The sequence below is a fragment of the Neorhizobium sp. DAR64862/K0K3 genome, assembly GCF_050500185.1.
GTDB lineage: Bacteria > Pseudomonadota > Alphaproteobacteria > Rhizobiales > Rhizobiaceae > Neorhizobium > Neorhizobium soli.
On sequence record NZ_CP191450.1, the window covers coordinates 373,432 to 397,842 of the forward strand.

Consider the following 24,411-nt stretch of genomic DNA (forward strand, 5'->3'; position numbering starts at 1 on the left):
TCCGTCGGAAAGAGTTGTCGGCCGAAGCTGCGGTGCGGCGGCCATACACGTCGATCGCGATCATTGCTCATCGCAAACGTGATAATCTGTTGTATTCGTCGACATGAGTCATACACTTGACGGGATGGTCGGGGCGTTCCTGATCGTCGGCAGCCGCAATATCGGTTGTGTGTCCCACTGGATATTTTATGTTGAATTGACAGCAGACGAGAACGATCGATTGGTAGATACGCACGACAGTCCTTTCACCACTCAGAAATCAGTACATCGGCGGAAAGCGTGCAGCGCTTGCGCCAACTGCGATGTGCGCACAATGGCTGTTTGTGCTGCGTTGGCTGACGAGGAACTTTCCGAACTCGACAAGATCATGACCTCTCGGCATCTTGCTCCCAACGAGATGCTTGTGAGCGAAGGCGACCCTTTGCATCGGACCTACAGCCTTACTGCAGGCATGTTGCGACTATCGATCGCGCTCCCCGATGGACGCCGCCAGATCACCGGCTTTCTGCTGCCGGGCGACTATCTTGGCCTGGCGGATGAGGACGTCCATTCCTCCACGGCGGAAGCGATTGGTTCAGTCCAGCTCTGTTCGTTCTCGACGCGCGAAATGCATGCGCTGATGGAACGCTACCCCAAGCTGAAGGACCGGCTGCATTCCTTTACCCGCTCGGCGCTTCGCCAGGCCCGTGACAATCAGATGATTCTCGGGCGCCTGGCGCCAGTCGAAAAGCTTGCGAGCTTTCTTCTGGCGCTGTCTTCAAGGGCTGCGGAGCATAAACTTTCCGCCAATCCTCTGTCCCTACCAATGTCGCGGACCGACATAGCGGACTATCTTGGACTGACGATCGAAACCGTCAGCCGCTCCTTCACCAAGCTGCGCAATACGGGCATGATCCGGCTGCCCGATCCGCAAACCGTCGAACTGATCGACATGTCTGCGTTGGAGGCCGTTGCAGGCATCAACGTTCACTGATCTTCGCGCAGACGTCCGTCCGTCAGATGGAGGATGCGGTCAACGATCCCGAACGGCAAGTGCGCATGGCTGATGAGGAGGACGGTTCGTCCCACCGTCGCGTTCCTGAGATCACTGAAGAACGAGAGTTCGGTTTCCCGGTCGAGACCGCTGGTCGGCTCATCGAGAACGAGGATCTCCGCCTTGGACAGAAGTGTTCGGGCGAGGCAAAGCCGCCGTGCCTGTCCGACGGAGAGTGTATGACCGGCTTCTCCGACCGGCGTTTCCAGACCGGCAGGCAGACTGCGCACAAAATCGGCGAGACGCGCCTTGCCGAGAGCGAACCAGCATTCGTCATCGCTCGCTCCGTTGCAGCCGATCCTCAGATTGTCACCGATCGTGCCGATGAAGACCGGCGCGTTCTGTTCGAGCAGGGCGATCCTGGCGTGGAGATCGGACTGCGCGATGTCGCGGATATCCGTACCCGCAACGCGCACGGCTCCCGCGATGGGATCAGCGAGGCGCAGGAGAAGGGCGCCGAGTGTGGATTTTCCGGCGCCGCTTTCCCCCATGATGGCGACGCTGCTTCCGGCGTCCACCGTCAGATCGAGGTTCCGTAGGACAGGCCGCCGCGGATCGTAGCCGAAGGTCAGGCCTTCGATTGAGATACTTCCCCCGGCGGGAAGGGCTGCCGGATGGAGCGTATCGACGACAACAGGTGGTGTCTCCGCCAGTCTCCTCAGTCGCTCCGCCGCGGCGATCGCGCTACCGAACTTTGCGACCTGACGGGTGACGGCCGCCGTTGCCTCGAAGCTCCCGAGCGAGGCGAGAAGAAGGCCGATGAGAATAGGGCCGCTGATCAGGCCACGTTCCAGAGCCGTCAGCCCGGTCAGCAATGTGCCGACGACTGCAAGTCCTCCGAGGACGGCGATTGCTGCTGACGCCGATGCCGAGGCACGGGCGAGACGCAGCCTCGTCCTTGAAAGATCTGCAGCGATTGCATCGGAGCGTGCCCGCATCCGATCGGCAGCACCGAATGCAGTCAGATCGGCGTGGCCGTCGACCATGTCGAACGCCGCCACACGCAGTTCGGTCGAGAGGTCTATGATCCGGGCGCCCAGCCGGCGCGTTCCGCTTGAAAGGAGAATCGGAACGACAAACAGAGCTGTCGCCATGACGACCGCATATAGGATAACAGCTGCCGGCAGCATGACGGACAGGAAAACGGTCACTGCCGTTGCTGTGAGTACACCCGTCACGAGCGGACCGGCTGCGACGATGAACACACTGTCGAGCGCATCCACGTCTGCCGTCAGCCGTGAAACCGCATCGCCTTTGCGGAGCGCTTTGCTGGCTTGATGCACGCCGGGACCGAGGCGTCTGAACAGCCATTCTCTGATGTCGGCCAGTACTCGAAGCGTCGTGTCGTGACCGACGAGCTTTTCGCCGTAGCGCGACAGGATGCGCAGCATCGACAGTCCTCGGACAGCAGCCGACGGACCGAAAAGATTGAAGCTCATGGCAGCGGTGGTCAGGAATGCCGCGGTCAGGAACCAGCCGGACAGGCCCAGCAGAGCAACGCCCGCGAGAAGGGTCGCCAGCGAAAGCCAAAGCGCAATAGCGAAGCCTGCCAGATGGCGCCGAAACAGCGGGTGAAAAGACAGAAGCGCTCTCATGCGGCAAACTCCCGACCAGAGGAAACGACAGACAGGGTCGGCTTCATTGGCAAGAGATGTCCGTTCTCGAACCGCACTGTCGCGTCCATGCGGGAAGCGACTGTCATCGAATGCGTGGCAATGATCATCGTCCGCCCTTGGGCGAACCCCTGGAGGCGATCGAGCACGGTCGCTTCCGTCTCGGGATCGAGATGCGCGGTCGGCTCGTCAAGCAGGATGATGGACGGATCCGTGAGATAGAGGCGGGCCAGGCCGACGCGATGCGCCTCGCCGCCCGACAGACCGAGACCGCCTTCTCCGATGCCGGTGGCAAGGCCGTCCGGAAGGCCATCGCTGAACGCCGTGACCAGGGCCAGATCGGCCGCGCGGCAGACCTCGTCGTCGCTGGCGCCGGGATCAGCAAGGCGGATATTGTCGGCGATCGTGCCGTGAAAGAGATGCGGTTTCTGACTGACGAAGGTCAGCATCCGGCGGAGCTCGCGCTCATCGATGTCATCGAGCCGGCGATTGCCGAACTCGATTGTTCCCTCAGTGCGCGCAAGCCTTGCCAGCACATTCAGCAGCGTCGACTTGCCGATGCCACTGCGGCCGACGAGAGCGATATGCTGGCCAGCCGGGATGGAAAGTCTGCTCGATGTGAGCAGAATGGAGCAACCGTCCGGCGTTTTGATGCTGAAATTGGTGGCGAGGATCGGGACCGCGGAGGAGACAAGCCGCACCGGTGCCGGAGGGATGATCACAGCCACGGGCATGGGAAGCTCGCCGAATTGCCGCACGATCTCTGCGACCGCCCCCTTGGCATGGGCGCGGTCGTGGTAATGTGCGGCGAGCGATCTAAGCGGAAGATAAACTTCCGGAGCCAGCAGCAGACAGAAAAGCCCGGATTGGAGCGACAACTGCGTACCCGGCAGGTCGACCATGCCGAGATAGCTGAGGCCGACGTAAAGTGCGACGCCGGCAACGCCGAGCGCTGCGAAGAATTCGAGCACCGCCGATGACAGGAACGCGATGCGCAGCACGCGCAGCGTCCGCCGGCGAAGCTGGTCTGTCGCTTCGTGCATGGCTCCAGCCTCGATCTCCATTCGTCCGAACAGCTTCAGCGTGAGGAGACCACCGAGACGATCGGCAAAATACTCCGACAGCCGCGACAGCGCATTGGCCTGTGCATCGCTCGCGGCCTGCGCCCCGAAGCCGACCAGCGCCATGAACAGCGGGATCATCGGCGCAGTGAACAAGAACAACAACCCGACCACCCAGTCGAACGGCATCACTGCTGCAGCAAAGACGATGGGGAGCAATGCGGCCTGAATGGTTGCGGGCAGGAACCGCGAAAAGAAGCCGTCCAACGCCTCGACCTGATCGACAACCGTGCTTGCAAGCGCGCCGGACGACCGGTCTTGTCTCCAGTCCGGACGAGGAGCGAGCAGCCGTGTGGTCAGGCTGTCGCGCACCGTTCGCTTGATCTTTTCGGCAGCGAACGATCCCGCCACTTCGGCAGCAAAGGCAAGGGCGGTACGGAGAGCAAGGAGGGAGGCGAAACCGAAGATCTGCGGCCAGAGTTGGTCTAAGGGAACGCCATCCTCGATGGCCCGGCCAAGCACCTGCGACAACAGGAGCACCTGCCCGATCAGCAGCAGGCCGGAGATTATAGGGAGTGCGACCGCGATGCCGAGGGCGATGCCGCCGTGTCGGCGCAGGGCGGAAAGCGCTTTCCGGTCGCCGCCATCTTCACCCATTTCCTGCTCGTCTGTGCTTGTGGTCATCGGTTTCCGTACTGCCCTGATCGTCGTGGGACTATCTAATCCGGCATGCAGGAGGGCTCATTGATTGCAATCAATGCACGGGGCCCGTGCGGTGGATTATGCCGCTTTCAGACCGGGGATTTCGAACCGGAAAACCTGAAAACAGGCGGGTAGACACATGATCGACTTTACGGTTGTCGACCTTTCGCGACTGCAGTTCGCGGCGACGGCAATGTACCACTTCCTCTTTGTTCCGCTGACCTTGGGGCTGTCGTTTCTGATGGCCATCATGGAAAGCGTCTATGTGATGACCGGGCGCGAAATCTGGCGGCGCATGACGCTCTTCTGGGGCACGCTGTTCGGCATCAACTTTGCGCTGGGCGTCGCAACCGGCATCGTCATGGAGTTCCAGTTCGGCATGAACTGGAGCTATTACAGCCACTATGTCGGCGATATCTTCGGGGCGCCCCTGGCGATCGAGGGCCTGATGGCCTTCTTCCTGGAAGCCACGTTTATCGGCATCTTCTTCTTTGGCTGGGACAGGCTTTCCAAAGTCGGCCATCTGGCCGTGACCTGGCTCGTGGCGCTCGGCGCCAACTTCTCGGCCCTGTGGATCCTGATCGCCAACGGCTGGATGCAGAACCCCGTCGGCTCGACCTTCAATCCCGATACGATGCGCATGGAAATCACCGATTTCGCCGCTGTCATCTTTAATCCCGTGGCGCAGGCAAAGTTCGTCCACACGGTCAGCGCCGGCTATGTCACCGGCTCCATGTTCGTCATGGCGATCAGCGCCTGGTTCCTGCTGCGGGGACGCCATCTGGATCTAGCCAAGCGGTCGATGGCGGTTGCCGCGAGCTTCGGCCTCGCCTCGTCGCTTTCCGTCGTCGTCCTTGGTGACGAGAGCGGCTATGTCGCGACCGAGCACCAGCAGATGAAGATCGCTGCGATGGAAAGCATGTGGGAAACAGAACCGGCCCCTGCCGGCCTCAATGTCTTTGCCATCCCGGGCGTCCGCGAGAACAGCTATGAGGTGAAAATCCCCTACGTTCTCGGCCTCATCACCACGCGATCACTCTCCACCGAGGTGCCCGGCATTCTGCCCTTGGTCGAGCGTGCGGAAGTCCGCATCCGCAACGGCATGACCGCCTATGCGGCGCTGGACCAGATCCGCGCCGATCGCAACAATGCCGCTGCCCGCCAGACCTTTGCCGATACGTGGCGCGACCTCGGTTATGCACTCCTGTTGAAGCGTTACGTCGATGACGTGCCGGCGGCGACCGACGAGCAGATCGAAAAGGCCGCTTGGGATACCGTGCCGGACGTGCCGACGCTGTTCTGGAGCTTCCGGTTCATGGTCGCGATCGGCCTCTACCTGATCGTCTTCTTCGCGGTGGCTTTCTATCTGGCCTCCCGCCACAGGCTTGGTGAAAACCGCGTGCTTCTGTGGATCGCCCTGTTCAGCCTGCCGCTGCCATGGGTTGCCATCGAATTCGGCTGGCTCGTTGCCGAATACGGGCGTCAGCCCTGGGTGGTCGAGGGAGTGCTGCCGACTTTCTATGCCGCGTCGGGCCTAACCCTCGTGGATCTGGCGATCAGCCTCGGCTTCTTCCTCACGGTCTACACGACGCTTGCCGTCATCATGGTTCTGCTGATGCTCAAAATCATCAAGGCAGGTCCGAGCGAAAGAAACGTGCTGATCGACGGCATTCGCGGATCGGCAGTGGTTCCCGAACGCGCCGCCGCTGCGCCGCAACGCTGACCCTCTCATTCGAAAGCAAGGTCCATGTCCCATTTACCTCTCGATTATGAAACATTGCGGATCATCTGGTGGTTGCTGCTCGGCGTCCTCCTGATCGGCTTTGCCATCGCCGACGGCTACGATCTCGGCGTTGGCGCCCTCCTGCCATTTGCGGCCAAGACGGACGAGGAGCGGCGCATCCTGCTCAACCTGATTGGGCCGACCTGGGAAGGGAACCAGGTCTGGCTCGTTCTGGGCGGCGGCGCCATCTTTGCCGCTTGGCCGGCGCTCTACGCGGCTTCTTTCTCCGGCTTCTACCTTGCCATGATCGCCATCCTGCTGGCCCTCATCCTCCGGCCGGTCGGTTTCAAGTTCCGCGGCAAGGTCAAGGATCCGCGCTGGAGAAGCACCTGGGACTGGGCGCTGTTCATCGGCGGTTTCGTGCCGGCGCTGATCTTCGGTGTCGCGGTCGGCAACGTGCTGCTCGGCGTACCTTTCGGCCTCGATGGCACGATGAGGGCCCATTACGACGGGAATTTCTTCGGTCTTCTTCGGCCATTTGCCCTGGTCGCTGGCCTCACCAGCCTGTCGATGCTGGTCATGCACGGAGCCGTGGTCATTGCCATGCGCTGCTCGGGGCCGGTCGCCGAACGCGCGACGCGCTTTGGCCGGATGGCGGCCGCAGCCACCGTCGCCCTGTTCGCGCTCGCCGGCTTGTGGGTCGCCTTCGGCATGGACGGCTATGTCGTCACCAGTATTCAGGAAGCTGCCGGTCCATCCAATCCGCTGGCGAAAACCGTCGTCACGCAGGCTGGAGCATGGCTCAACAACTACCATGCATATCCCTGGATGATCATTGCGCCGGTTCTCGGCTTCGTCGGGTCGCTCGTCGCCCTGGCAGCACTCGGCAGCCGTCGGTTCAAGATCGCACTCGCTGGATCGAGCCTTGCCATCTTTGGCATCATCTCGACCGCGGGCCTGTCGCTCTTCCCCTTTCTGCTGCCGTCGTCGATCGATCCGGCCGTGAGCCTGACGGTCTGGGACGCGTCATCCAGCCACCTCACCCTGTTCATCATGCTGCTGGCGACCGTCGTCTTCCTGCCGATCGTGCTCGCCTACACGGCCTGGGTCTACCACGTGATGCGCGGTCCAGTGAACGCGGCTTCGATCGGTCGCAATCCGAACGCTTACTGAAGGAGATCATTCATGTGGTATTTTTCCTGGATCCTCGGCGTCGGCCTCGCCTGCGTCTTTGCCATCCTCAACGCCATGTGGTTCGAGATGAAGGAAGACCGGCGCCTCTCGGCGCTTCCGGACCCCTCAAACAAGCCAAAACGCAGCTCCCTCGGAGATCCGGCCGCATGAAACCGGATTTGGTTGAGCGTCTCGCGGAAATGCCGGTTCCACGATACACATCCTACCCCACCGCCGCGGATTTTAGCGAGGCGGTGGGGCCCAAGGAACAGGCCGCCTGGCTCGGCCAACTTGATCCGGCCGAACCGGTCTCTGTCTATCTGCACGTTCCCTATTGCCGGCAGCTTTGCCACTATTGCGGTTGCCATGCCAAGGCGGTTCGGAAGGCCGAGCCGGTCGAGGACTACCGGACCACGCTGGAGGCAGAGATCGCGCTGGTTGCCGCTCACCTGCCAGCCCGGCTGAAGATCGGCCGCATCGCCTGGGGCGGCGGCACGCCCTCCATTCTGGGCGAGGCAGGCTTGAGCTCCGTTCTCGGTATGCTCAAGAAGCATTTCGACCTGGAAGACGACTACGAGCATTCGATCGAACTCGACCCGCGGATGCTCGGGCGCGATCTTTGCCAAGCGCTCGGCCGGCTCGGGATCAACCGCGCCAGTCTCGGCGTCCAGGATCTCGACACCGTTGTGCAACAGGCGATCGGGCGGGAGCAGCCGGAAGAAAAGGTGGCCGCCGCTGTCCGTGATCTGCGCGACGCCGGCATTTCACGCATCAATTTCGATTTGATCTATGGTCTACCGAACCAAACCCAGGAAAGCTTGCTGACGACCTGCCGTTCCGTCGTGGACCTTAATCCGGATCGCATCGCCTTTTATGGATACGCCCATCTACCATCACGAAGGGCCAACCAGCGCCTGATCGATAGTGCATCGCTTCCTGGACCCATCGAGCGTTTGCAGCAGGCAAGCGCGATCGCGTCTTTCTTCTACCGCGAGGGCTATCAGGCGATCGGCATCGATCATTTTGCCAAGCCTTCCGATCGATTGGCGGCTGCCGCAAGAGAAGGTCGGCTCCACCGCAATTTTCAAGGCTACACGGACGACGATCGCCCGACCCTGCTGGGGTTCGGGTGCTCTTCCATCTCGCGGCTCCCCGGTGGCTACACGCAGTCGGAATCCGGTATCGAGGCTTACAAACGCCATATCGCGGAGGGGTCTCTACCCACACGACGCGGACATGCCTTTGTCGAGGACGATCATGAACGCGCGACAATCATCGAACGCCTGATGTGCGATTTCTCCGTCGATCTGGGACAGAATGCCGCCGGTTATGCCGACGAATTGGCCTTGCTGCGACCGCTCGCTCTGAGCGGTCTGTTGACGGTGCGGGCGAACCGCATCTCGATGACGGCAAAGGGGAGACCCTATGTTCGCACTGTTTCGGCGATCTTTGACCGGTTCAGAAGCCAGGGGCAAAATCTGTTCAGCCCGAGCGTATGAACGTCACCACTGAACGTCATCACTGACATAATGAATTTGAGGATTTCGGCTTGAGGAGCGGAAAGCGCGCCCTCACGAAAGGCAGACGGGATGAATATAAGAGAACTTGATTATCAGGAGTGCATGGCATTCCTTTCAAAAACCCGGATGGGGAGATTGTCCTGCGTCCTCGAAGGCCGCCCGTACACGGTTCCGATTTCTTTCATCATTGAGGACGACTGGTTCTACAGCTTCTCGCTCGAGGGCAAGAAGATCTCGTGGATGCGCGAGAATAACTCCGTCTGCATTCTGGCAGACGAAATCTCCAGTCCGCAACAATGGCGGACCGTTATCGCGAATGGGCAGTTCAAGGAATTCGATCAGACTGCCGAATGGGCGAAGTATGCGCGTGCATGGTCTCTTCTGCAGTCCAGCAACGCAACCTATTGGTTGCCTGGAGGACTGAAAACAGCAGCGGCCGGGGTGCAAAACAAACCCGTCTACTATGGAATTCGGATCGAAAGCGTCTCGGGGAGAGAGGCCTATCTCCCGACCGAAACCGGACGTGTGTCCGGCATGCATCCGCATTGATGCGCACGGTGTCGCCCGGTTCACGCGCCAGCCGGGCGACACCAAAGCCGTACGGCTTCGGCTGCCGCCAGACTTATACGCGCGCTACTCTGCGGGGTGCTGCTTGCGCGTGTGGAACCGCGCTTTCAGCCAGACCAACAGATCATCCAGGAATGTGAACACGACCGGGATGACCAGCAAGCTCAGGAAGGTTGAGGTGATGAGGCCGCCGATCACCACGATGCCCATCGGCTGGCGGAAGCTTGAATCGCCGGATACGAGGCTGAGGGCGGCGGGCAGCATGCCGCCCGCCATGGCGATCGTCGTCATCACGATCGGCCGCGCCCGCTTGTGGCAGGCATCCACCAGCGCGTCATAGCGTGACATACCGGCGCGCCGCGCCTCGATCGCGTATTCGACGAGCAGGATCGAGTTTTTCGACACGATGCCCATCAGAAGCAGCAGGCCGATGACCGCAGGCATCGAGAAGCTTGTTCCCGTCAGCACCAGTGGCAAGAGCGCGCCGCCGAGAGCCAGCGGCAAGGCCATCAGGATCGTGACCGGCTGCAGGAAGTCATGGAAAAGCAGGACCAGCACCGCGTAGACGCAGAAGATGCCGATCGCCATCGCCAATCCGAAACTGCTGAACAGCTCGCTCTGGCGCTTCAACTCTCCCTGCTCGACGAATTTCACGCCCTGCGGCAGGTTCTTGTAGCCGGGAAGCTGCGCTGCCTCGTTCGTCACTTCCGAAAGGCTCCGGCCGTTGAGCTCGATCGTGAGCGAGACGTTGCGCGACCGGTCGAGCCGGTCGATCTGGCTGGGGCTGGAGCCTAGCGATATGTCGGCGATGGCGCCGAGCGCGACATTGCCGTCCTTGCCCTCGACCGGGATGAGCGACAGCGCATCCAGCGATTGCCGGCTCGCCGTGTCGAGCATGACCCGGATGGGGACCTGGCGTTCCGGCAGGTTGAGCTTCGACAGGGCCGCATCATAGGCGCCGGCCGTTGCGACCCGAATGGCGTCGGCGATCGCCTTCGAGGTCACACCCAGAGATGCGGCTTCCGCGAGATTAGGGCGGATGGTGATCTCCGGCGATTGGGTCGCGGCCGACGAGGTCACGTTGCCGATGCCGGGCAGCGTGCGCAGGTCGGACTCGAGGCTGGCGGCCGCTTTTTCCAGAAGGTCGGAATCGTCGCCGGCCAGCGTCAGCGTCAGCTGCGTACCATTGCCGCCGGATCCGATCTCAAGACGGACGCCGGGCAAGGTTTCCAGCGCCTTGCGCAAATCCGCTTCGATCTGAGATTGCTTGACGTCACGGTCGTCGATCGACGTGAGGTTGACGACGAGCGTCGCACTGTTGGTGCTGGCATTCGAGGTGCTGTTCATCCCGCCCGTGGAGGCCGTGCCCGTTGCCTGGAAAACCGAGGTAACGTGGTCGACGCCGGCAATGACCGCGGACGCCTTTCGCGCCGCTTCGTCGGTCGATTCAATGGTCGAGCTTGGAGGCGTCGTGATCGTGACCTGGGTCTGGCTGCTATCGGAAGCCGGAAAGAACCCGGTCGACAGATGGCTGAGCAGCAGGACCGTGAAGGCCAGAAAGCCGACCGTGCCGAGCACTGGTATCCAGCGCCGACGAAGCGCGCCTTTGACGGCCCAGAGGTAGGACCGCATCAGGCGACCGTCGCCTTCGTGTGTCTTGCCGCTCGGCTTCATGATGTAGGCCGCCATCATCGGCGTCACCAGGCGCGCGACGAGAAGCGAGGCCAAGACGGCGACGGAGGCCGTGATGCCGAACTGCTTGAAGATGATGCCGGGAATACCGCCCATGAAGGCTGTCGGCAGGAACACGGCGACCAGGGTGAAGGTGGTGGCGATCACGGCGAGGCCGATCTCATCGGCCGCTTCCATGGCTGCATCCATGGGGCTTTTCCCCATGTTGAGATGTCGCTCGATATTCTCGATCTCGACGATCGCATCGTCGACCAGGATCCCGACCACAAGAGACAGCGCTAGAAGCGTGATCGTGTTCAGTGTATAGTCGAGGAGATACATCACGAGGAACGTCGGGATGATCGACAAGGGCAAGGCAACAGCGGCCAAAAGCGTTGCCCGCCAGTCACGCAGGAAGAGCCAGACCACGAAGATCGCAATCAGCGCGCCCTCATAGACCATATGCATCGACGATTCGTAGTTCTGCTCGATCGGTACGATCGTGTTGTAGGCCTCCTCGATCGTCACTTGCGGATTGGTGGCGGCAAAGGTCTTCATCGCTTCGCGGATACTGTCCGTGACGGCAACGTCCGAGTAGCCCTTGGACCGCTTGATCTGCGCGGCAATGACCGGCTTGCCGTTGATATAGGCAAGCGAGCTGAGATCGCTGTGGGAATCGGTGACTGTACCGAGTTCATCCAGCCGAACCCAGTTTCCCGCCGGCAATGGTATCGGCAGTGCGCGGAGCTGTTCAACGCTGCCGACGGCCGCCAGCGTTCGGACAGACTGGCTTTCGCCGCCGATCCGCCCCTTGCCGCCCGACAGGTCAGACTGCACTGAATCGAGCTGCCCGTTGACGTCGTTTGCAGACAGACCGAGGCCATCGAGCAGATTGGCGTTGAGTTCGACGCGGACCTCCCGGTCGACACCGCCCAGGCGCCCAACTTCGCCGACGCCTTCGACAGCCATCAGGGCACGCGACATGTTGTTGTCGATGAACCAGGAGAGTTCCGCCGCATCCAGCGTGTCTGACCGCACCACATAGGTAATCAGCGGCGATGCATTCAGCGACTGTTTGGAAACCGTCGGTGCGTTCATTTCTTCCGGCAAGTCGTCCTGCGCCTGATCGACGGCGCTCTTGACCTCGTCGAGTGCCTCTTGCGTGTTCTTTCCAACTTCGAAGGCGACGGAAATACTGACGGAACCATCGGTGACCGTCGTGGTCACGGAATCGAGCCGTGTCAGTCCCGTCAGTTCGTCTTCGATCTTGCGGGCGACCTCGGTCTCAAGCTGTGAGGCTGCGGCCCCGTCGAGCGACGCACTGATCTCGATCGTCGGAAGATCCATGTCGGGAAAGTTCTGGATGTCGAGACGGTTGAACGCCCACAGGCCGCAGGCCGTCAGCAGGACGAACAGCAGGATTGGCGGAACGGGATTGCGGATGGACCAGGAGGAAAAATTCACTTCGTCGCCTCCGTCTCGGCTGCGGCGACCGTATCGACCACCCGCACCACGGAACCGTCCGCAAGAAACGCGCCGCCGGAGACGACGACCTCCTCGGTCGTGTCGATCCCCGATACGATCTCGACCCGGTCGCCTTGCCGCCGGCCGGTCTCGACACGCTTGCGGGTTACCGTCGGCTGATCTGTCGCGTTGAGGACGAATGCGTAGGAAAAGCCGTCCCTCAGGGTGACTGCCGTTGCCGGAACTGTCAGCGCATCGGTGGCGCTGAATTCGAAATTGCCGCTGACGAGAATGCCGGTCTTCGGTTGTGGCATTCCGACTGCGGGCTGCAGGGCGACATAGACAGTGACCCGACCGCTGGCGGTCGAGCTCGTGGGCGAGACAAGCCGCACCTCGCCACGGACATCGCCGAGCGGCGTCGGAATGACCGCTTTGGTGCCTTCCTTGACATCGGCCAGCCGCTTGACCGGCAGCTCCGCCTGCCACTCGATGCGGTTCTGGCGGATCAGCTTGAACAGTTCGTCGCCGGCGGTCACCACCTTGCCAAGCGACGCGGACCGTTCAGAGATTACGCCATCGTCGTTCGCGTAGACGTTCGTGCGGTCAAGGGTCAGCTGCGCGGACGCCAGCGCGGCCTTCGACGACGCAAGGGCTGCTTTCGACTTGCGCTCCGTGATCAGATACTCCGTCGTCTGCTGGGCGGAGATCGCACCGGAGCCGGTCAGCCCGCGGGCACGGTCGGCATTCGCGACCGCCTGATCGAGATCGGCCTTTGCCTGTTCGACGCTTGCCTGCTGTTGCTCGAGCTCGGCCTGCGCGGTTTCGGCGTCGAATTGCACCAGCAACTCACCTTTTTTTACCGTCGCTCCCACATCCGCATTGATGCCGATGATCCGCAATCCACTGACTTCGGCCGAGATCACCGCTTCATGCCAGGCCGCAAGCCGCCCGCTTGCCGGAATGAGCACCGGCCACTGGGAAACCTCCGGTTTCGTCACGCTGACCGTGAGGGCGGCCGCGCCGGCGGTCGTCTGCGTCGCGTCCTGTGCCCGGCCTGCCGGGGTGAAAGCAAGACAGACGACGCAGGCAAGCGCCATCGTCGTGAGCGGGTGTGATGTTTTAAGCATTAGTTGAGTTCCCGTGCAGAAGAGGCAGCGGCGGTCGGAATGGACCAGCCTCCGCCAAGCGCTTTGTAGAGGGCGATCCAGTATTGGACGGCGTCACGCCTGATTTCGATGAGAGTGATGGCCGCCGATTGCGCCGATCGGCGAGCTTCTTCGCGGTCGAGAATGCTGACGCCCCCGGACGCCCAGTTCTGGTCGACCGCGCGGAAATAGCGCTGATAGTTGTCGGCAGCGCTTTTTGCGTCGGCAATCCGCCGCAGCGCCGTGTCGACCCGCAACAGCGCCGTCTCGACTTCGGCAACGGCGCCAAGCACGCCAGACTTATAGTTCGCAACCGCGATATCGTAGTCGGCAACCGCACTGCGCACAGCCGCCCGTCGTGCTCCGCCATCCAGCAACGGCACCGACAGCGCCGGTCCGAAGGACCAGGGAACGGATCGACCGGTCACGCTGGACTGGCTGATCGAGATCGATCCGCTGAGGCTGAGGCTGGGGTAAAGATCGGCCTTCGCCGCGCCGACGTCCGAAATCGTTGCGGCGACTTCAGCCTCCAGCGCATTGACATCGGGCCTCTGTCGCAGGACGTCGGCAGGCACGGCAGTGATCCGCACCGCAGATGGCTGCGGGATACGCCGTTTGCCCTGATCGAGTAGCCGGCGGACCGCCGGTTCGTCTCCGCCCGTCAATTGTGTGATCGATTTGATCAGGATCTCGCACTCGCCGCGCTGGGCCGTCAGGCCTGACGAGGAGGCCGCAGCGCTTGCCCGTGCCAGCGCCAGGTCGCCGGTGGAGGTAAACCCTGATTGCGCCGACCGTTCCGTGGCGCGGATGGTGGCCGTCTGCGATGCAAGCTCGTCGCGGTAGAGGCGCTCCAGTTCGCGGCAGGCGCGGTACTGGACATAGTCGTCGCCCACTTCGGCGGCAATCGAAACGCGGGCATCGTGCCAGGACCAGACTTCGCCAGCGGCCCGCGATGCAGCGGCGCGCACCTGCTTCTTGGTCTTGCCGAACAGATCGACTTCCCAGGCGGAATCAAGCCCGCCGCTCTTTGTCGTCCCGGCGGTCAGCCTGTTATTGTCGTTACCCTTATTGCCCTCACGGCTTGCCGATGCAGAGACGTCGAGCGATGGGAAAAGCCCTGACGCGGTGCTGTCGAGCGTAGCGCGCGCCTTGTCTATATTTGCCACCGCTTGCTCGATAGTCGGGTTTTCGCGGTCCGCCATGTACAACAAGGCGTCCAGCGAGGGATCCTTGAAGCTTGCCCACCAGGTCACGAGATCGGCTGTTCGACCGCCATGCGGAAGCGTCGCATGCCAGAAGGCGGCAACAGCCGGCGTCGCCGGCTTGAGAGTGCCAAGGCTCGTGCATCCGGTAAGCAAGGCCGCGATGGCCAGGACTGGTAGAACTGAAGAAAGAGTGCTGCGCATCGATTGGACACCGCCTTAACTGAAGGCCGCAGTATAGGGATCGCCATGTTAATGTCGGTCAAGAGCAGGTTAAGTTAGGTAAAACTGCTGTCTTCGCAGCCTCAAGGTCGTAAAGCTGAAGTTATCGAAGGAGCAAGAGCAGGGCATGACCAAGCTACTATTGATCGATGACGATGCCGAGCTGACCAACCTGCTGGGCGAGTATCTGACAGAGGAAGGCTTCGCCGTCGAAACGACTGCGGATGGTCGCGTCGGCGTGGCCGAGGCCATGTCCTCCTCGACGGATCTGATCGTGCTCGACATCATGATGCCGCGGATGAACGGCATCGAGGTTCTGCGCAAGATCCGGCAGGTGAGCGACGTGCCGGTGCTGATGCTGACCGCGAGGGGAGACGATATCGACCGCATCGCCGGCCTCAATCTCGGCGCAGACGATTACGTCTCAAAGCCCTGTTCGCCGGGGGAGCTGGCCGCCCGCATTCGCGCCATCCTGCGCCGCTCGGGCCGAACCGAGCGGGACGGCACCGTCAATGAGATCAGGACGGGCGAACTGGTGCTTTATCCGTCGAACCGCAGGGCGATGTGGCGGGCGGCACCCCTGGAACTGACCGGAACCGAGTTCAGCCTGCTGGAAGTGCTTGCCCGCTCCTCCGGCCAGCTCGTCTCCAAGCAGGAGATATCGTTGCGGGCGTTTGCCAAGCCGCTCACCGCGTTCGATCGCCGGATCGACGTCCACATCAGCAGCATCCGGCAGAAACTCGGCGCCCGCCCGGATGGGCAGCCCTGGATCCAGGCCGTGCGCGGCCGTGGCTACCAGTTGCTGGAAGGCTGACCATGCATCGCCTGTTCTGGAAATTCTTCACCGTCGTCTGGTTGGCCATGGCCGGCTCGATTGCGATCCTGTTTGCGATCAGCACGCTGTTCCAATCACCGTTCGAGGAGGAGGTTGCTGGCCGGGAACTTAGCCTGACGCTGGAGACCGCAGCCCAGGTGCTCCAGTCGGATGGCCTGGAGGCGACGGCCAGGCTGGTGGCAGCGGTTCGGCGGACCGGTCGCGACATCCCGGTTACCGTCACGACCGACGGGCCGGCGATCGATTGTGCCGAACAAAATGAGGAGGCGCTCGTTCGGACCGCCGTGCGCGACGGAGAGTGTTATCGCCTGGAAATTGCCGGCGCAGCGCCGAGCATGATGGCTAAAACCTGGCCTCGGGCTGTTCCGTGGCTGGCAGCCCTTCTTGCGGCAGCAGCTGCGGCCTATTGGCTCGCCCGCTATTTCATTACCCCGGTCGAGCAGCTGCGCTATGGGCTGCGCTCGCTTGCCAGGGGAGAACTGGACGTGCGGATCGCCCACAAGATCGGCGCCAAACGCGACGAGATCGCGTCGCTGGTGCACGATCTGGATATCACCGCTGCCCGGTTGCAGGAGCTCCAGATGGCTCAGCGGCAGCTGTTCCACGATATTTCGCACGAACTGCGCTCGCCTTTATCGCGTCTGCAAGCTGCTATCGGCGTTTTGCAACAGAACCCCGTACGGCTGGCGGTGATGATCGAGCGGATGAGCCGCGAGGTCGAGCGGCTCGACGAACTGGTCGGCGAAATCCTGACTCTCGCCCGGCTGTCGGATCGCGATACACCGAGGTTCGAGCGGCAGACGCTCGACCTTGTCGATCTCCTGCGTGAGATTGTGGACGATGCCGGCTTCGAGGGACAGGCGCGCGGGGTAACCGTCCAGTATGAGGGCGTCGACACATTCGTGGCTTCCGTCAACGGCGAGCTGATCTACCGCGCGCTGGAAAATGTCATCCGCAACGCCATCACCCACACGGGACCAAGCACCGCTGTCCGTGTGACGTCCAAGGTCTTGGACCGGAAGCTGATCGTGACCGTCGAGGACGACGGCGAGGGTGTGCCGGAGACGGAACTGGAGGCGATCTTCAAGCCGTTTTCGCAAAGTTCAACCGTCACCACCCGTTCCGGCTTCGGCCTTGGGCTTGCCATTACCCGGCGTGCGGCGGAATGGCACGGCGGGGGCGCAAAGGCAGAAAACAGACCGGCCGGTGGTCTGTCCGTCCAAATCACAATTCCGACCTGTGCTGTCCCACGAAAGCTTGTGGCAGCAAATTAAGCGCCCATCGCGGTTCGGCCTTGGCAAATCGGTGTCGCCGACTACTTCACCCGGGAGTCGACAACGACAAGGAGACACAGGATGACCGCCATTCGCCGCATCGTCTTGGCAAGCCGACCGACCGGTCAGCCCGAGGCTGGGAATTTCCGCATCGAGAATTTCGAACTTCCGGAAGCCGCAGAAGGAGAGGTCACCTTGCGATGCCTCTATCTTTCGCTCGACCCTTACATGCGCGGTCGCATGAGCGACGCAAAGTCTTATGCAGCGCCCGTTCCCATTGATGGCGTTATGGAAGGCGAGACGATCTGCGAAGTGGTGAAGTCGCGCCACACAGCCTTTTCGCCCGGCGATATCGTTCGTGCTCGGACCGGATGGACGACCAATGCGGTTGTCCACGGAGATACCCTGACGCGTGTCGAAACGCACGGCGCACCGCTGACGACGGCACTCGGCGTGCTGGGAATGCCAGGCTCCACCGCCTGGAGCGGAATGAAGTTCATCGGGAAGCCGAAGCAAGGCGAGACCGTCGTTGTCGCCGCTGCCTCCGGGCCTGTCGGTTCGCTGGTCGGCCAGCTTGCGAAACTTGCCGGGGCGAGGGCAGTCGGGATTGCCGGTGGACCGGACAAATGTGCGTATGTGAAAGATGGCCTCGGCTTTGACGCCGTTGTCGATCACCGCTCGCAAGATTTTGCGTCCGATCTTGCTGCTGCATGTCCTGACGGCGTCGATGTCTATTTCGAAAATGTCGGCGGGCACGTTTGGGACGCCGTCCTGCCGCTGCTGAACCAGTTTGCCCGTGTCCCCGTCTGCGGGCTTGTCGCGCACTACAATGGCGCCGGATCTGCGGACACGGACAGGCTTCCGATCACCATGTCGGCGGTTCTGAGGCGCAGCCTTCTCATCCGCGGCTTCATCCAGACTGAATTCATCAGCCACTTTGGAGACTTCCTCGATGAGGTTGGCCCGCGCGTCGCGTCCGGCGACATAAAGTATCGGGAAGATATCGTTGACGGCCTCGAACGTGCGCCGGAGGCTTTCATCGGTATGCTCACCGGCGGCAATTTCGGAAAGCTGATCGTGAAAATCGCTGACTGACTGGCTCAAGCAGCCTAATCCGGCCATGAATTCGCCGTGTGTAACAAAGACCAGACCCCGCACCGTGGCAACACCGTCGGGGGCCTGCAAATCATGGCCTGCCTCGGATCTCTCCGCTTGAATGATGCACTCGCGTTCCGGTCGACTGGCCAGGTGGTGCAGGCGAATTTGGCGTGGATTTCAGCCAGTTGAGTTCGGCAACATTTCGTGGCATCAACCGGCACCATTCACCTTTCGAAAGTCGCTGGTTACGATGCAGTATTCCGTATTGACGCGGCGATGGATCTCGGTTGCGATTATCGCGATCGTGTCCGCTCAGCTCGTTGCCTGTGCCAACAGGCCTTCGGCCTCTGTTCTCGATCCGGTCGCGGTCAACCCGGCATCCAGCCGTCAGCTTACCGTCCTTACTGCGACGAACCGGTCGCGGGACGGCGACGGATACTCGTCCCGCCGTAACGCAGATCCGGCCTTCGAAACGTTCACGGTCGCAATCCCGCCCTCGCACCGCCCGCCGAAGATCGAATGGCCTGTCGGTAGACCCGACGCGTCGACGGACATGGTTGTTTCCGAAAGACGCTCTCTCGACCAAAAACAGTTTCTGGCGTTGGCGGACGCGCCCAACAAGGATGGGGCGGTTGGCATCTTTGTCCACGGGTATAACTATACGTTCCAGGAGGGATTGTACCGGCTCGCTCAGGTCGCAGCCGATTCCAAGACGGATGGAAAGCCCGTCCTTTTCTCTTGGCCGTCGCAGGGATCCCTTGCCGGATATCTCGCGGATCGTGACGCGGCCCTGGCTTCGCGTGACACCCTGGTCTGGCTCGTCAAATCGATGGCAGCCAAACGCGATGTGAAACGGGTCATCCTGTTCGGGCACAGCATCGGCGGCTTCCTGATCATGGAAACGCTTCGCCAGCTGAAGCTGGAAGGCCGCGGCGACGTCCTCGACAAGTTGGTCGTCGTGCTCGCGGCTCCAGACATTGACGACGATCTGTTCAGGTCGCAGCTGGAGGTCGTCGGTCGGATGCGTACCCCCATCACGCTGTTTGTTTCCAAGGACGACAAGGCGCTCAAGATCTCCAGTTTCATCAGCGGGGAGAAGCCGCGCGCGGGATCGCTCAATGTCGATAGCCCTTCGGTGCGCGACGCAGCCTTGCGCTATGGTCTGCGGATCATCGACATCTCGTCGGTCAAGGCAGCAGATGGGGTCGGGCACGACCGGTACGCCAATCTCGCACAACTGGGTCCGCAGCTTGCGCAGGCGGGTGGCGGGGCGGTTTCGGTGCCGGAGGCGGGCGCCTTCGTCTTCGACGTCGCGGCATCGGTCATTTCAAGTCCGTTCAGATTGGCAGGCGCGGTCGTCGGCGGGCGCTGAGCTTGCGGTTTCTGGCGAAAGACCAGGGAAGAATGCTTGATCCTTCTCTCTCATTCTTGTGTCCGTGCGTGGTCGCACTTGTCGATTGTCACCCTATGTTGCGTGTGTTGAACCGAGAGACACCGATTTGCGCCGAGCATTCCACTTCCTCGCCCTGACGGGCGTTTTCATCGTCATTCTACTCGTCTCGGCGTGGTCATCGCTGGCACTGTGGTACCGTCTGCCATTGCCGCTCCCGGCAAGAGCGGTGTTCGCTGCGCTGTTTGCCGCTCTCGGTGTCTGGACCATCGTCTCTGTGATCCGCCACCGATGGCGGGCTCCGACGGGCGTGTTCTCGGTGGCCTTCGCGATCGTGCTTTCGTGGTGGTTCACGCTCGCGCCCCCAGCGGTAGGAGACTGGTCGCCGGACGTTGCGCGACAGGTCACCGGAACGATTTCGGGCGACACGTTGACCCTGAACGGTGTGCGAGACTTCACCTGGAGAAGCGATGCCGACTATACCGAAAACTGGAAGACCAAGACGTATGATCTGACGACGCTGACGTCGGTTGATCTCTTCATGTCCTACTGGTCGGGACCGCTGATGGGCCACATGCTGGTCAGCTTCGGCTTCTCGAGTGGAGAACACGTCGCCTGGTCCGTCGAGGTCCGTCGCCAGCAGGGTGGTGCGTTTTCGCCGATCGCAGATCTCTTCAAGAGCAATCCGCTGGTGATCGTCGCGGCAGAGGAGCGGGATATCATCGGGGTTCGTTCGATCGTCCGCGGCGAGGATGTCCAGCTCTATCGGGTAAACGTCTTGCCCCAGACGGCACGCAATCTTCTGGTCGCCTATGTCGAGGATGCAAACAGGCTGTACCGCCAGCCGCAGTGGTACAACTCGCTGATGACGAACTGCACGACTGCGGTTGTGGCCATCGTCAGAACGCTTGGAGGCACGGTCCCTCTCGACTGGCGGCTGTATGTGAACGGCTATCTACCCGAATACGCCTACGATCAGGGCATCCTCGACACTGGGTCCTCGATGGCGGTGCTCAGGCAACAGTCCCATATTGCCGATAAAGCCAAGGCGGCGGGCATGTCCGAAGACTTTTCAGAGGCGATCAGGCGAGATCGGGTAACCGAACCGCCTGCAACGAACTAGACGCAGCGCCGGGAGCCTGTCACCTTACGCTGTATAGGCGTTAAGCGTCTGCCAGACATCATAGGCCGAGATCACCGTCTCCATCTGCGCCGTATGGCCCGTGACGAAATCGTCGCCGTAGATAGTCTCGTCAGGATATTCGGTGATCAGCGTCAGCGGTACGGTATGGCGATCGTCGACGGACGACAGGCACGGGAAGCCGTTGATGATGCGGAAACCCGTCTCGCCGGCATGGGTTTCGTAGAGTGCGATCTGGCGATTGTTGTAATCGAGAATGCCCGGAATTGCGCCAAGATGGCGGGTGACGTGGTCGAGTATGGCTTCCGCCTGCTGCGTCCAGCCGGCGTGGTGGCGCATGATCAGGAAGAAACCCTTCGGCAGCGTCCACATGCCAAAACCGCGCGGCACGTAGCCGGATAGCGGCCGCGTCCATTCATGCGACGGATAGCCGTGCAGGTTGATATGCAGCTGGGCGCGGCTCATCTCCTGCGCCGTGAAGCGGATGGCTTTCTCGTTCAGATGCGCGCCGGAGTTTTCTAACGTCCGGTATTCGAGATCGTCGCCGAGCGCCGTGTAGCGGGCGGCGTGGTGCATGTGGCGCGGGTTATCGACACGCAGGCGCTGGTGCAGCGCGTAGCCATCCGGGTTCTCGATCGGCGAGATGGTGAAATGGGCGCCGGCCCGCTGCTTCAGCGCACGGGCAGCGCGGATCGCGCCGACAATGCCGGTTGTCTCGTTCGGATGCTGGCCGCCGCTGATCATGACCGCCGTGTCGCTGCCACGCACATAGCCCGCCGAGAGAACGCGGCCGGAGCGCGACCGGGCATCGAATTCCTCTCCGCCGATGTCCGACAGCAGTCTCGACATTTGCGCAACGGCCGGTGGTTCGCTGGCCGTATCGATTTCCTGTTCGGGGCCATCCCGAAAACCTGTGCTCAACGGCCGGGTCTCCACCCGAACACTGATCTCACCACTGCTGCGCACGATTTCCGGCACGATCTGGCCGGGCTTCAGGCCACGGTCGCCGAGCGGGCGTCCGGACTTCTTCTGGAAGAATTCGAGCAGCGAGAAATAGAAGTCCTCGTGCAGGGCCTCGCGAAGGCTGACGACCTCGTCGCCAACCGCCAGCGGCATGTCGTCCGCCGGATGGGAAACGGCGATGTTGAGTTCTTCGAAATAGGGTTCTTCGTTGCCCCAGTCGTGGTTTGCGATCGCGTCGATTGCGAGGCTGAACAGGCGCTCGTAATCCGTCTCCAAGCGCTCGCCGGTCGTGCCATTGCGGCTGATCCAGCCGGTCGGGGAGAGATTGGTTTCCCCGACCGCATCGGCATGCACGCGGTTCGGCGCCTGAACCTTCAGCGTTTCCGTCTGGCCGTTGCGGGTGAGCGTCACGTCATAGACCAGTTCGTCATCGTCGCGCGCGATGAACGCGATATCAGCGTCTCCGACAAGTGCCGCAAGCGGATAGGCTTCGAGCCGGAAACGGTTGGCCGGAGCGTCGGCATGAACCGGATAACGCACCTCGATCGAGGTCACGCCTTCAAGGTCGATCTCTTCCAGAAACGCAAACAGAAGCGGCTTGTAGGCGCTGCGGATCCGCGCCGTGACGCCTTTGTCCTTCAACGCCTGTTCGGCGGCACGGCGGCTCTTCGTGTCGTCGAATGTCCAGGCTTCGATCGACTGGCCGGGCGCAGAGCTCGCAACCAGCGTGTCGAGCGTACGCTCCAGTGTGGTTTCAAAGATCGAAGTCATGACGCTTAACCCTCGTTGAATGCCGTGCTGGTTATCGGGATGTGCGGCCGGTCGGATCGAGGCTGTCGCGCAGCCAGTCTCCGAGGAGGTTGAGGCCGAGCACGGTCAGCAGGATCGCAAGCCCCGGGAAGACGCTGACCCACCATGCGGTCTGCAGATAGGTGCGGCCGTCGGCCAGCATGCCGCCCCAGCTTGGAATGGTCGGATCAACGCCGAGGCCAAGGAATGTCAGGCTGCTTTCGAGCAGAATGTTGTTGGCGACATTGAGCGTCATCAGAACGATCACCGGTCCGATCAGGTTCGGCAGCAGGTGCTGGATGATGATGCGCCAGTCCTTCACCCCGATCGCGCGGGCCGAGAGGACGAACTCGCGCTCCCTCAGTGTCAGCACCGAGCCCCGTACCAGACGGGCATACTGCACCCATTGCGACACAATCAGAAGGATGATCGTGTTGGTCAGGCTTCCGCCGACGATGGCGATGAATGTGATAGCGAGGAGAATGAACGGCATCGCGAGCTGCAGGTCGGCAAAACGCATCACCAGCATGTCCCAGAAACCGCGGTAATAGCCGGCGATCAGGCCTACCAGCACGCCGAAGACGACGGCGCCGATGACGGAGGTGAAGCCGACCAGGAGCGAGATCTTTCCGCCGGCAACGACACGCGCCAGCACGTCGCGGCCCAGCGGATCGGTTCCGAACGGGTGAGCGGCGGTCGCAAAGGGTTTGGCGAGCCGCGCCATCAGGTCGATCTTGTCGGCGCCGCCCGGAAACAGTAGGTCGGAAAACAGCACTGCGAGGCAGATGACGACGGTGAGGGACATGCCGAGAACGAATTCGAGGCTTGCGAAGCGCCACCGACTAGAGGTTTTTGTTGCCATTGCCGGTTACTCCGTGCGGATGCGGGGATCGACGAGGCCATAGGCGATGTCGACCAGAAGGTTGATGCCGACGATCATCAGCGACAGAACGGTGATGACGGCCTGAAGCACGGGAAAGTCGCGGGCGCCGACGGCGTCGAAGGCAAGCGTGCCCAGTCCCGGCCAGTTGAAGACACGCTCGATGACGACGATGCCGCCGAGCAGGCCACCGAACTGCAGGCCGAAATAAGTGATCAGCGGAATGGCGCAGTTGCGCAGCGCGTGCTTGTAGAGAACCTTGCTCTCGCTCAAGCCTTTGGCGCGCGCGACCATGATGTATTGCGACTGCAGCGTTTCCAGCATCGAGGTGCGGACAAGACGCACATTCGTCGCGGTCAGGATCACACCCATCGTCACGGCGGGCATGACATAGCTCGAAAAGCCCGACATGCCGCTTGGTGGCAGCCAGCCGAGCGTGATGGAGAACAAGAGGACCAGCATGGTGGCGAGCCAGAAATTCGGAAACGACAGGCCGATCAGCGAGAAGATGCGGATGGCCTGGTCGGCAGCCTTGCCGCGCGAGGTGGCAGCCTTGATGCCGAGCGGGATTGAAAGCGCGATCGACACGAACATCGAGATAAAGGCGAGCAGCAGGGTCGCCGGCAGGGCATTGCCGATCAGCATCGAGACCGACGTGCCGCCGGAAAAGCTGCGGCCGAAATCGAGCGTGACCAGCCCCTTCATGAACGTCCAGTACTGGACGAGGAACGGCTGGTCGGTTCCGAGCGCTGCGCGAATGCGCGCCAGATCGTCTTCCGTCATGCTGCCGCCGCCTTGGAACATCGTGACGGCCGGATCACCGGTCAGGCGAATGGCGAACGAGACGATGAGCGTGATGGCGATGACGACGAAAATTGCCTGTAGCAATCGCTTGATGAGGAAACCGGCCACTGTGTTGTCCTTAAGGAGAAGTTCGGCCCCGCC

At 61.8% G+C, this 24,411-nt stretch carries 19 protein-coding genes; 11 read left to right on the top strand and 8 right to left on the bottom strand.

The genetic code is table 11. The features are described 5' to 3' along the window. Positions 1 to 313 precede the first annotated feature (313 nt). Complete coding sequence (locus ACQY1L_RS18610) at positions 314 to 973, top strand: helix-turn-helix domain-containing protein (protein ID WP_192087257.1); 660 nt, start codon at positions 314 to 316, stop codon at positions 971 to 973. Here the strand turns inward: ACQY1L_RS18610 and cydC are convergent. After that, positions 967 to 2,628 (bottom strand): thiol reductant ABC exporter subunit CydC, encoded by a 1,662-nt coding sequence (gene cydC, locus ACQY1L_RS18615; RefSeq protein ID WP_430245472.1) that lies wholly within the window; start codon positions 2,626 to 2,628, stop codon positions 967 to 969. The genes ACQY1L_RS18610 and cydC overlap by 7 nt on opposite strands. After that, positions 2,625 to 4,391 (bottom strand): thiol reductant ABC exporter subunit CydD, encoded by a 1,767-nt coding sequence (cydD, locus tag ACQY1L_RS18620; protein WP_430245474.1) that lies wholly within the window; start codon positions 4,389 to 4,391, stop codon positions 2,625 to 2,627. Before cydD ends, cydC begins: the two co-directional genes overlap by 4 nt. 160 nt (positions 4,392 to 4,551) lie before the next feature. On the opposite strand from cydD, the gene ACQY1L_RS18625 reads away from it, so the two are divergent. From ACQY1L_RS18625 to ACQY1L_RS18645, 5 genes are all read left to right on the top strand, one after another. Further along, a complete protein-coding gene (locus tag ACQY1L_RS18625) occupies positions 4,552 to 6,132 on the top strand; it encodes a cytochrome ubiquinol oxidase subunit I (protein ID WP_430246072.1) in 1,581 nt (526 codons plus the stop codon). 24 nt (positions 6,133 to 6,156) lie between these two features. Further along, the gene (gene cydB, locus ACQY1L_RS18630) at positions 6,157 to 7,305 is read left to right on the top strand and encodes a cytochrome d ubiquinol oxidase subunit II (protein WP_430245476.1); all 1,149 of its coding nucleotides are present in this window, start codon (positions 6,157 to 6,159) and stop codon (positions 7,303 to 7,305) included. A 12-nt stretch (positions 7,306 to 7,317) separates the two neighbouring features. After that, entirely contained in the window at positions 7,318 to 7,476 is a 159-nt protein-coding gene (cydX, locus tag ACQY1L_RS18635) for a cytochrome bd-I oxidase subunit CydX (protein WP_184655460.1), read from the top strand. Then, positions 7,473 to 8,804: an oxygen-independent coproporphyrinogen III oxidase gene (hemN, locus tag ACQY1L_RS18640; protein WP_430245479.1), complete on the top strand. Its 1,332-nt coding sequence runs from the start codon at positions 7,473 to 7,475 to the stop codon at positions 8,802 to 8,804. The genes cydX and hemN overlap by 4 nt, the downstream gene beginning before the upstream one ends. Positions 8,805 to 8,927: 123 nt before the next feature. Next, a complete protein-coding gene (locus ACQY1L_RS18645) occupies positions 8,928 to 9,374 on the top strand; it encodes a pyridoxamine 5'-phosphate oxidase family protein (RefSeq protein ID WP_430245481.1) in 447 nt (148 codons plus the stop codon). Between the two features lie 84 nt (positions 9,375 to 9,458). Here the strand turns inward: ACQY1L_RS18645 and ACQY1L_RS18650 are convergent, their stop codons facing one another. Genes ACQY1L_RS18650 through ACQY1L_RS18660 form a run of 3 tightly spaced genes read right to left on the bottom strand, consistent with a single transcriptional unit; the run spans position 9,459 to position 15,078 of the window. Beyond that, positions 9,459 to 12,527 carry an efflux RND transporter permease subunit gene (locus ACQY1L_RS18650; protein WP_430245483.1) on the bottom strand — a complete coding sequence of 1,023 codons (3,069 nt, stop codon included), beginning with the start codon at positions 12,525 to 12,527 and terminating at the stop codon, positions 9,459 to 9,461. Then, the gene (locus ACQY1L_RS18655) at positions 12,524 to 13,654 is read right to left on the bottom strand and encodes an efflux RND transporter periplasmic adaptor subunit (protein WP_174197628.1); all 1,131 of its coding nucleotides are present in this window, start codon (positions 13,652 to 13,654) and stop codon (positions 12,524 to 12,526) included. Before ACQY1L_RS18655 ends, ACQY1L_RS18650 begins: the two co-directional genes overlap by 4 nt. Further along, positions 13,654 to 15,078, bottom strand: a complete 1,425-nt coding sequence (locus ACQY1L_RS18660; protein ID WP_430245486.1) for an efflux transporter outer membrane subunit — start codon at positions 15,076 to 15,078, stop codon at positions 13,654 to 13,656. The genes ACQY1L_RS18655 and ACQY1L_RS18660 overlap by 1 nt, the downstream gene beginning before the upstream one ends. Before the next feature lie 145 nt (positions 15,079 to 15,223). On the opposite strand from ACQY1L_RS18660, the gene ACQY1L_RS18665 reads away from it, so the two are divergent. The 5 genes from ACQY1L_RS18665 to ACQY1L_RS18685 all read left to right on the top strand — a co-directional run bounded on the left by ACQY1L_RS18665 (position 15,224) and on the right by ACQY1L_RS18685 (position 20,816). Continuing rightward, positions 15,224 to 15,910 (top strand): response regulator transcription factor, encoded by a 687-nt coding sequence (locus tag ACQY1L_RS18665; protein ID WP_062459393.1) that lies wholly within the window; start codon positions 15,224 to 15,226, stop codon positions 15,908 to 15,910. Between the two features lie 2 nt (positions 15,911 to 15,912). Then, entirely contained in the window at positions 15,913 to 17,205 is a 1,293-nt protein-coding gene (locus ACQY1L_RS18670; RefSeq protein WP_430245487.1) for a HAMP domain-containing sensor histidine kinase, read from the top strand. Between the two features lie 81 nt (positions 17,206 to 17,286). Then, entirely contained in the window at positions 17,287 to 18,300 is a 1,014-nt protein-coding gene (locus ACQY1L_RS18675) for an NADP-dependent oxidoreductase (protein WP_325264763.1), read from the top strand. Positions 18,301 to 18,553: 253 nt separating this feature from the next. Next, complete coding sequence (locus tag ACQY1L_RS18680; protein WP_430245490.1) at positions 18,554 to 19,675, top strand: alpha/beta hydrolase; 1,122 nt, start codon at positions 18,554 to 18,556, stop codon at positions 19,673 to 19,675. A gap of 127 nt (positions 19,676 to 19,802) precedes the next feature. Next, positions 19,803 to 20,816, top strand: a complete 1,014-nt coding sequence (locus tag ACQY1L_RS18685) for a DUF4105 domain-containing protein (RefSeq protein WP_430245492.1) — start codon at positions 19,803 to 19,805, stop codon at positions 20,814 to 20,816. A 24-nt stretch (positions 20,817 to 20,840) separates the two neighbouring features. On the opposite strand, the gene ACQY1L_RS18690 is transcribed toward ACQY1L_RS18685, so the two are convergent. Genes ACQY1L_RS18690 through ACQY1L_RS18700 form a run of 3 tightly spaced genes read right to left on the bottom strand, consistent with a single transcriptional unit; the run spans position 20,841 to position 24,378 of the window. Continuing rightward, positions 20,841 to 22,568: a M14 family metallopeptidase gene (locus ACQY1L_RS18690; RefSeq protein WP_430245494.1), complete on the bottom strand. Its 1,728-nt coding sequence runs from the start codon at positions 22,566 to 22,568 to the stop codon at positions 20,841 to 20,843. A gap of 31 nt (positions 22,569 to 22,599) precedes the next feature. After that, a complete protein-coding gene (locus tag ACQY1L_RS18695; protein WP_062459423.1) occupies positions 22,600 to 23,448 on the bottom strand; it encodes an ABC transporter permease in 849 nt (282 codons plus the stop codon). A 6-nt stretch (positions 23,449 to 23,454) separates the two neighbouring features. Then, complete coding sequence (locus tag ACQY1L_RS18700) at positions 23,455 to 24,378, bottom strand: ABC transporter permease (RefSeq protein ID WP_092663235.1); 924 nt, start codon at positions 24,376 to 24,378, stop codon at positions 23,455 to 23,457. Between the last annotated feature and the right edge of the window lie 33 nt (positions 24,379 to 24,411).

What these genes read in the sequence shown, in the direction of transcription:
- ACQY1L_RS18680 (WP_430245490.1), top strand. Translation starts at nt 18,554, where the DNA reads ATGCAGTATTCCGTATTGACGCGGCGATGGATCTCGGTTGCGATTATC.
- ACQY1L_RS18675 (WP_325264763.1), top strand. Translation starts at nt 17,287, where the DNA reads ATGACCGCCATTCGCCGCATCGTCTTGGCAAGCCGACCGACCGGTCAG.
- cydD (WP_430245474.1), bottom strand. Translation starts at nt 4,391, where the DNA reads ATGACCACAAGCACAGACGAGCAGGAAATGGGTGAAGATGGCGGCGAC.
- ACQY1L_RS18665 (WP_062459393.1), top strand. Translation starts at nt 15,224, where the DNA reads ATGACCAAGCTACTATTGATCGATGACGATGCCGAGCTGACCAACCTG.
- cydX (WP_184655460.1), top strand. Translation starts at nt 7,318, where the DNA reads ATGTGGTATTTTTCCTGGATCCTCGGCGTCGGCCTCGCCTGCGTCTTT.
- cydB (WP_430245476.1), top strand. Translation starts at nt 6,157, where the DNA reads ATGTCCCATTTACCTCTCGATTATGAAACATTGCGGATCATCTGGTGG.
- ACQY1L_RS18645 (WP_430245481.1), top strand. Translation starts at nt 8,928, where the DNA reads ATGGCATTCCTTTCAAAAACCCGGATGGGGAGATTGTCCTGCGTCCTC.
- hemN (WP_430245479.1), top strand. Translation starts at nt 7,473, where the DNA reads ATGAAACCGGATTTGGTTGAGCGTCTCGCGGAAATGCCGGTTCCACGA.
- cydC (WP_430245472.1), bottom strand. Translation starts at nt 2,628, where the DNA reads ATGAGAGCGCTTCTGTCTTTTCACCCGCTGTTTCGGCGCCATCTGGCA.
- ACQY1L_RS18655 (WP_174197628.1), bottom strand. Translation starts at nt 13,654, where the DNA reads ATGCTTAAAACATCACACCCGCTCACGACGATGGCGCTTGCCTGCGTC.
- ACQY1L_RS18690 (WP_430245494.1), bottom strand. Translation starts at nt 22,568, where the DNA reads ATGACTTCGATCTTTGAAACCACACTGGAGCGTACGCTCGACACGCTG.
- ACQY1L_RS18660 (WP_430245486.1), bottom strand. Translation starts at nt 15,078, where the DNA reads ATGCGCAGCACTCTTTCTTCAGTTCTACCAGTCCTGGCCATCGCGGCC.
- ACQY1L_RS18610 (WP_192087257.1), top strand. Translation starts at nt 314, where the DNA reads ATGGCTGTTTGTGCTGCGTTGGCTGACGAGGAACTTTCCGAACTCGAC.
- ACQY1L_RS18695 (WP_062459423.1), bottom strand. Translation starts at nt 23,448, where the DNA reads ATGGCAACAAAAACCTCTAGTCGGTGGCGCTTCGCAAGCCTCGAATTC.
- ACQY1L_RS18670 (WP_430245487.1), top strand. Translation starts at nt 15,913, where the DNA reads ATGCATCGCCTGTTCTGGAAATTCTTCACCGTCGTCTGGTTGGCCATG.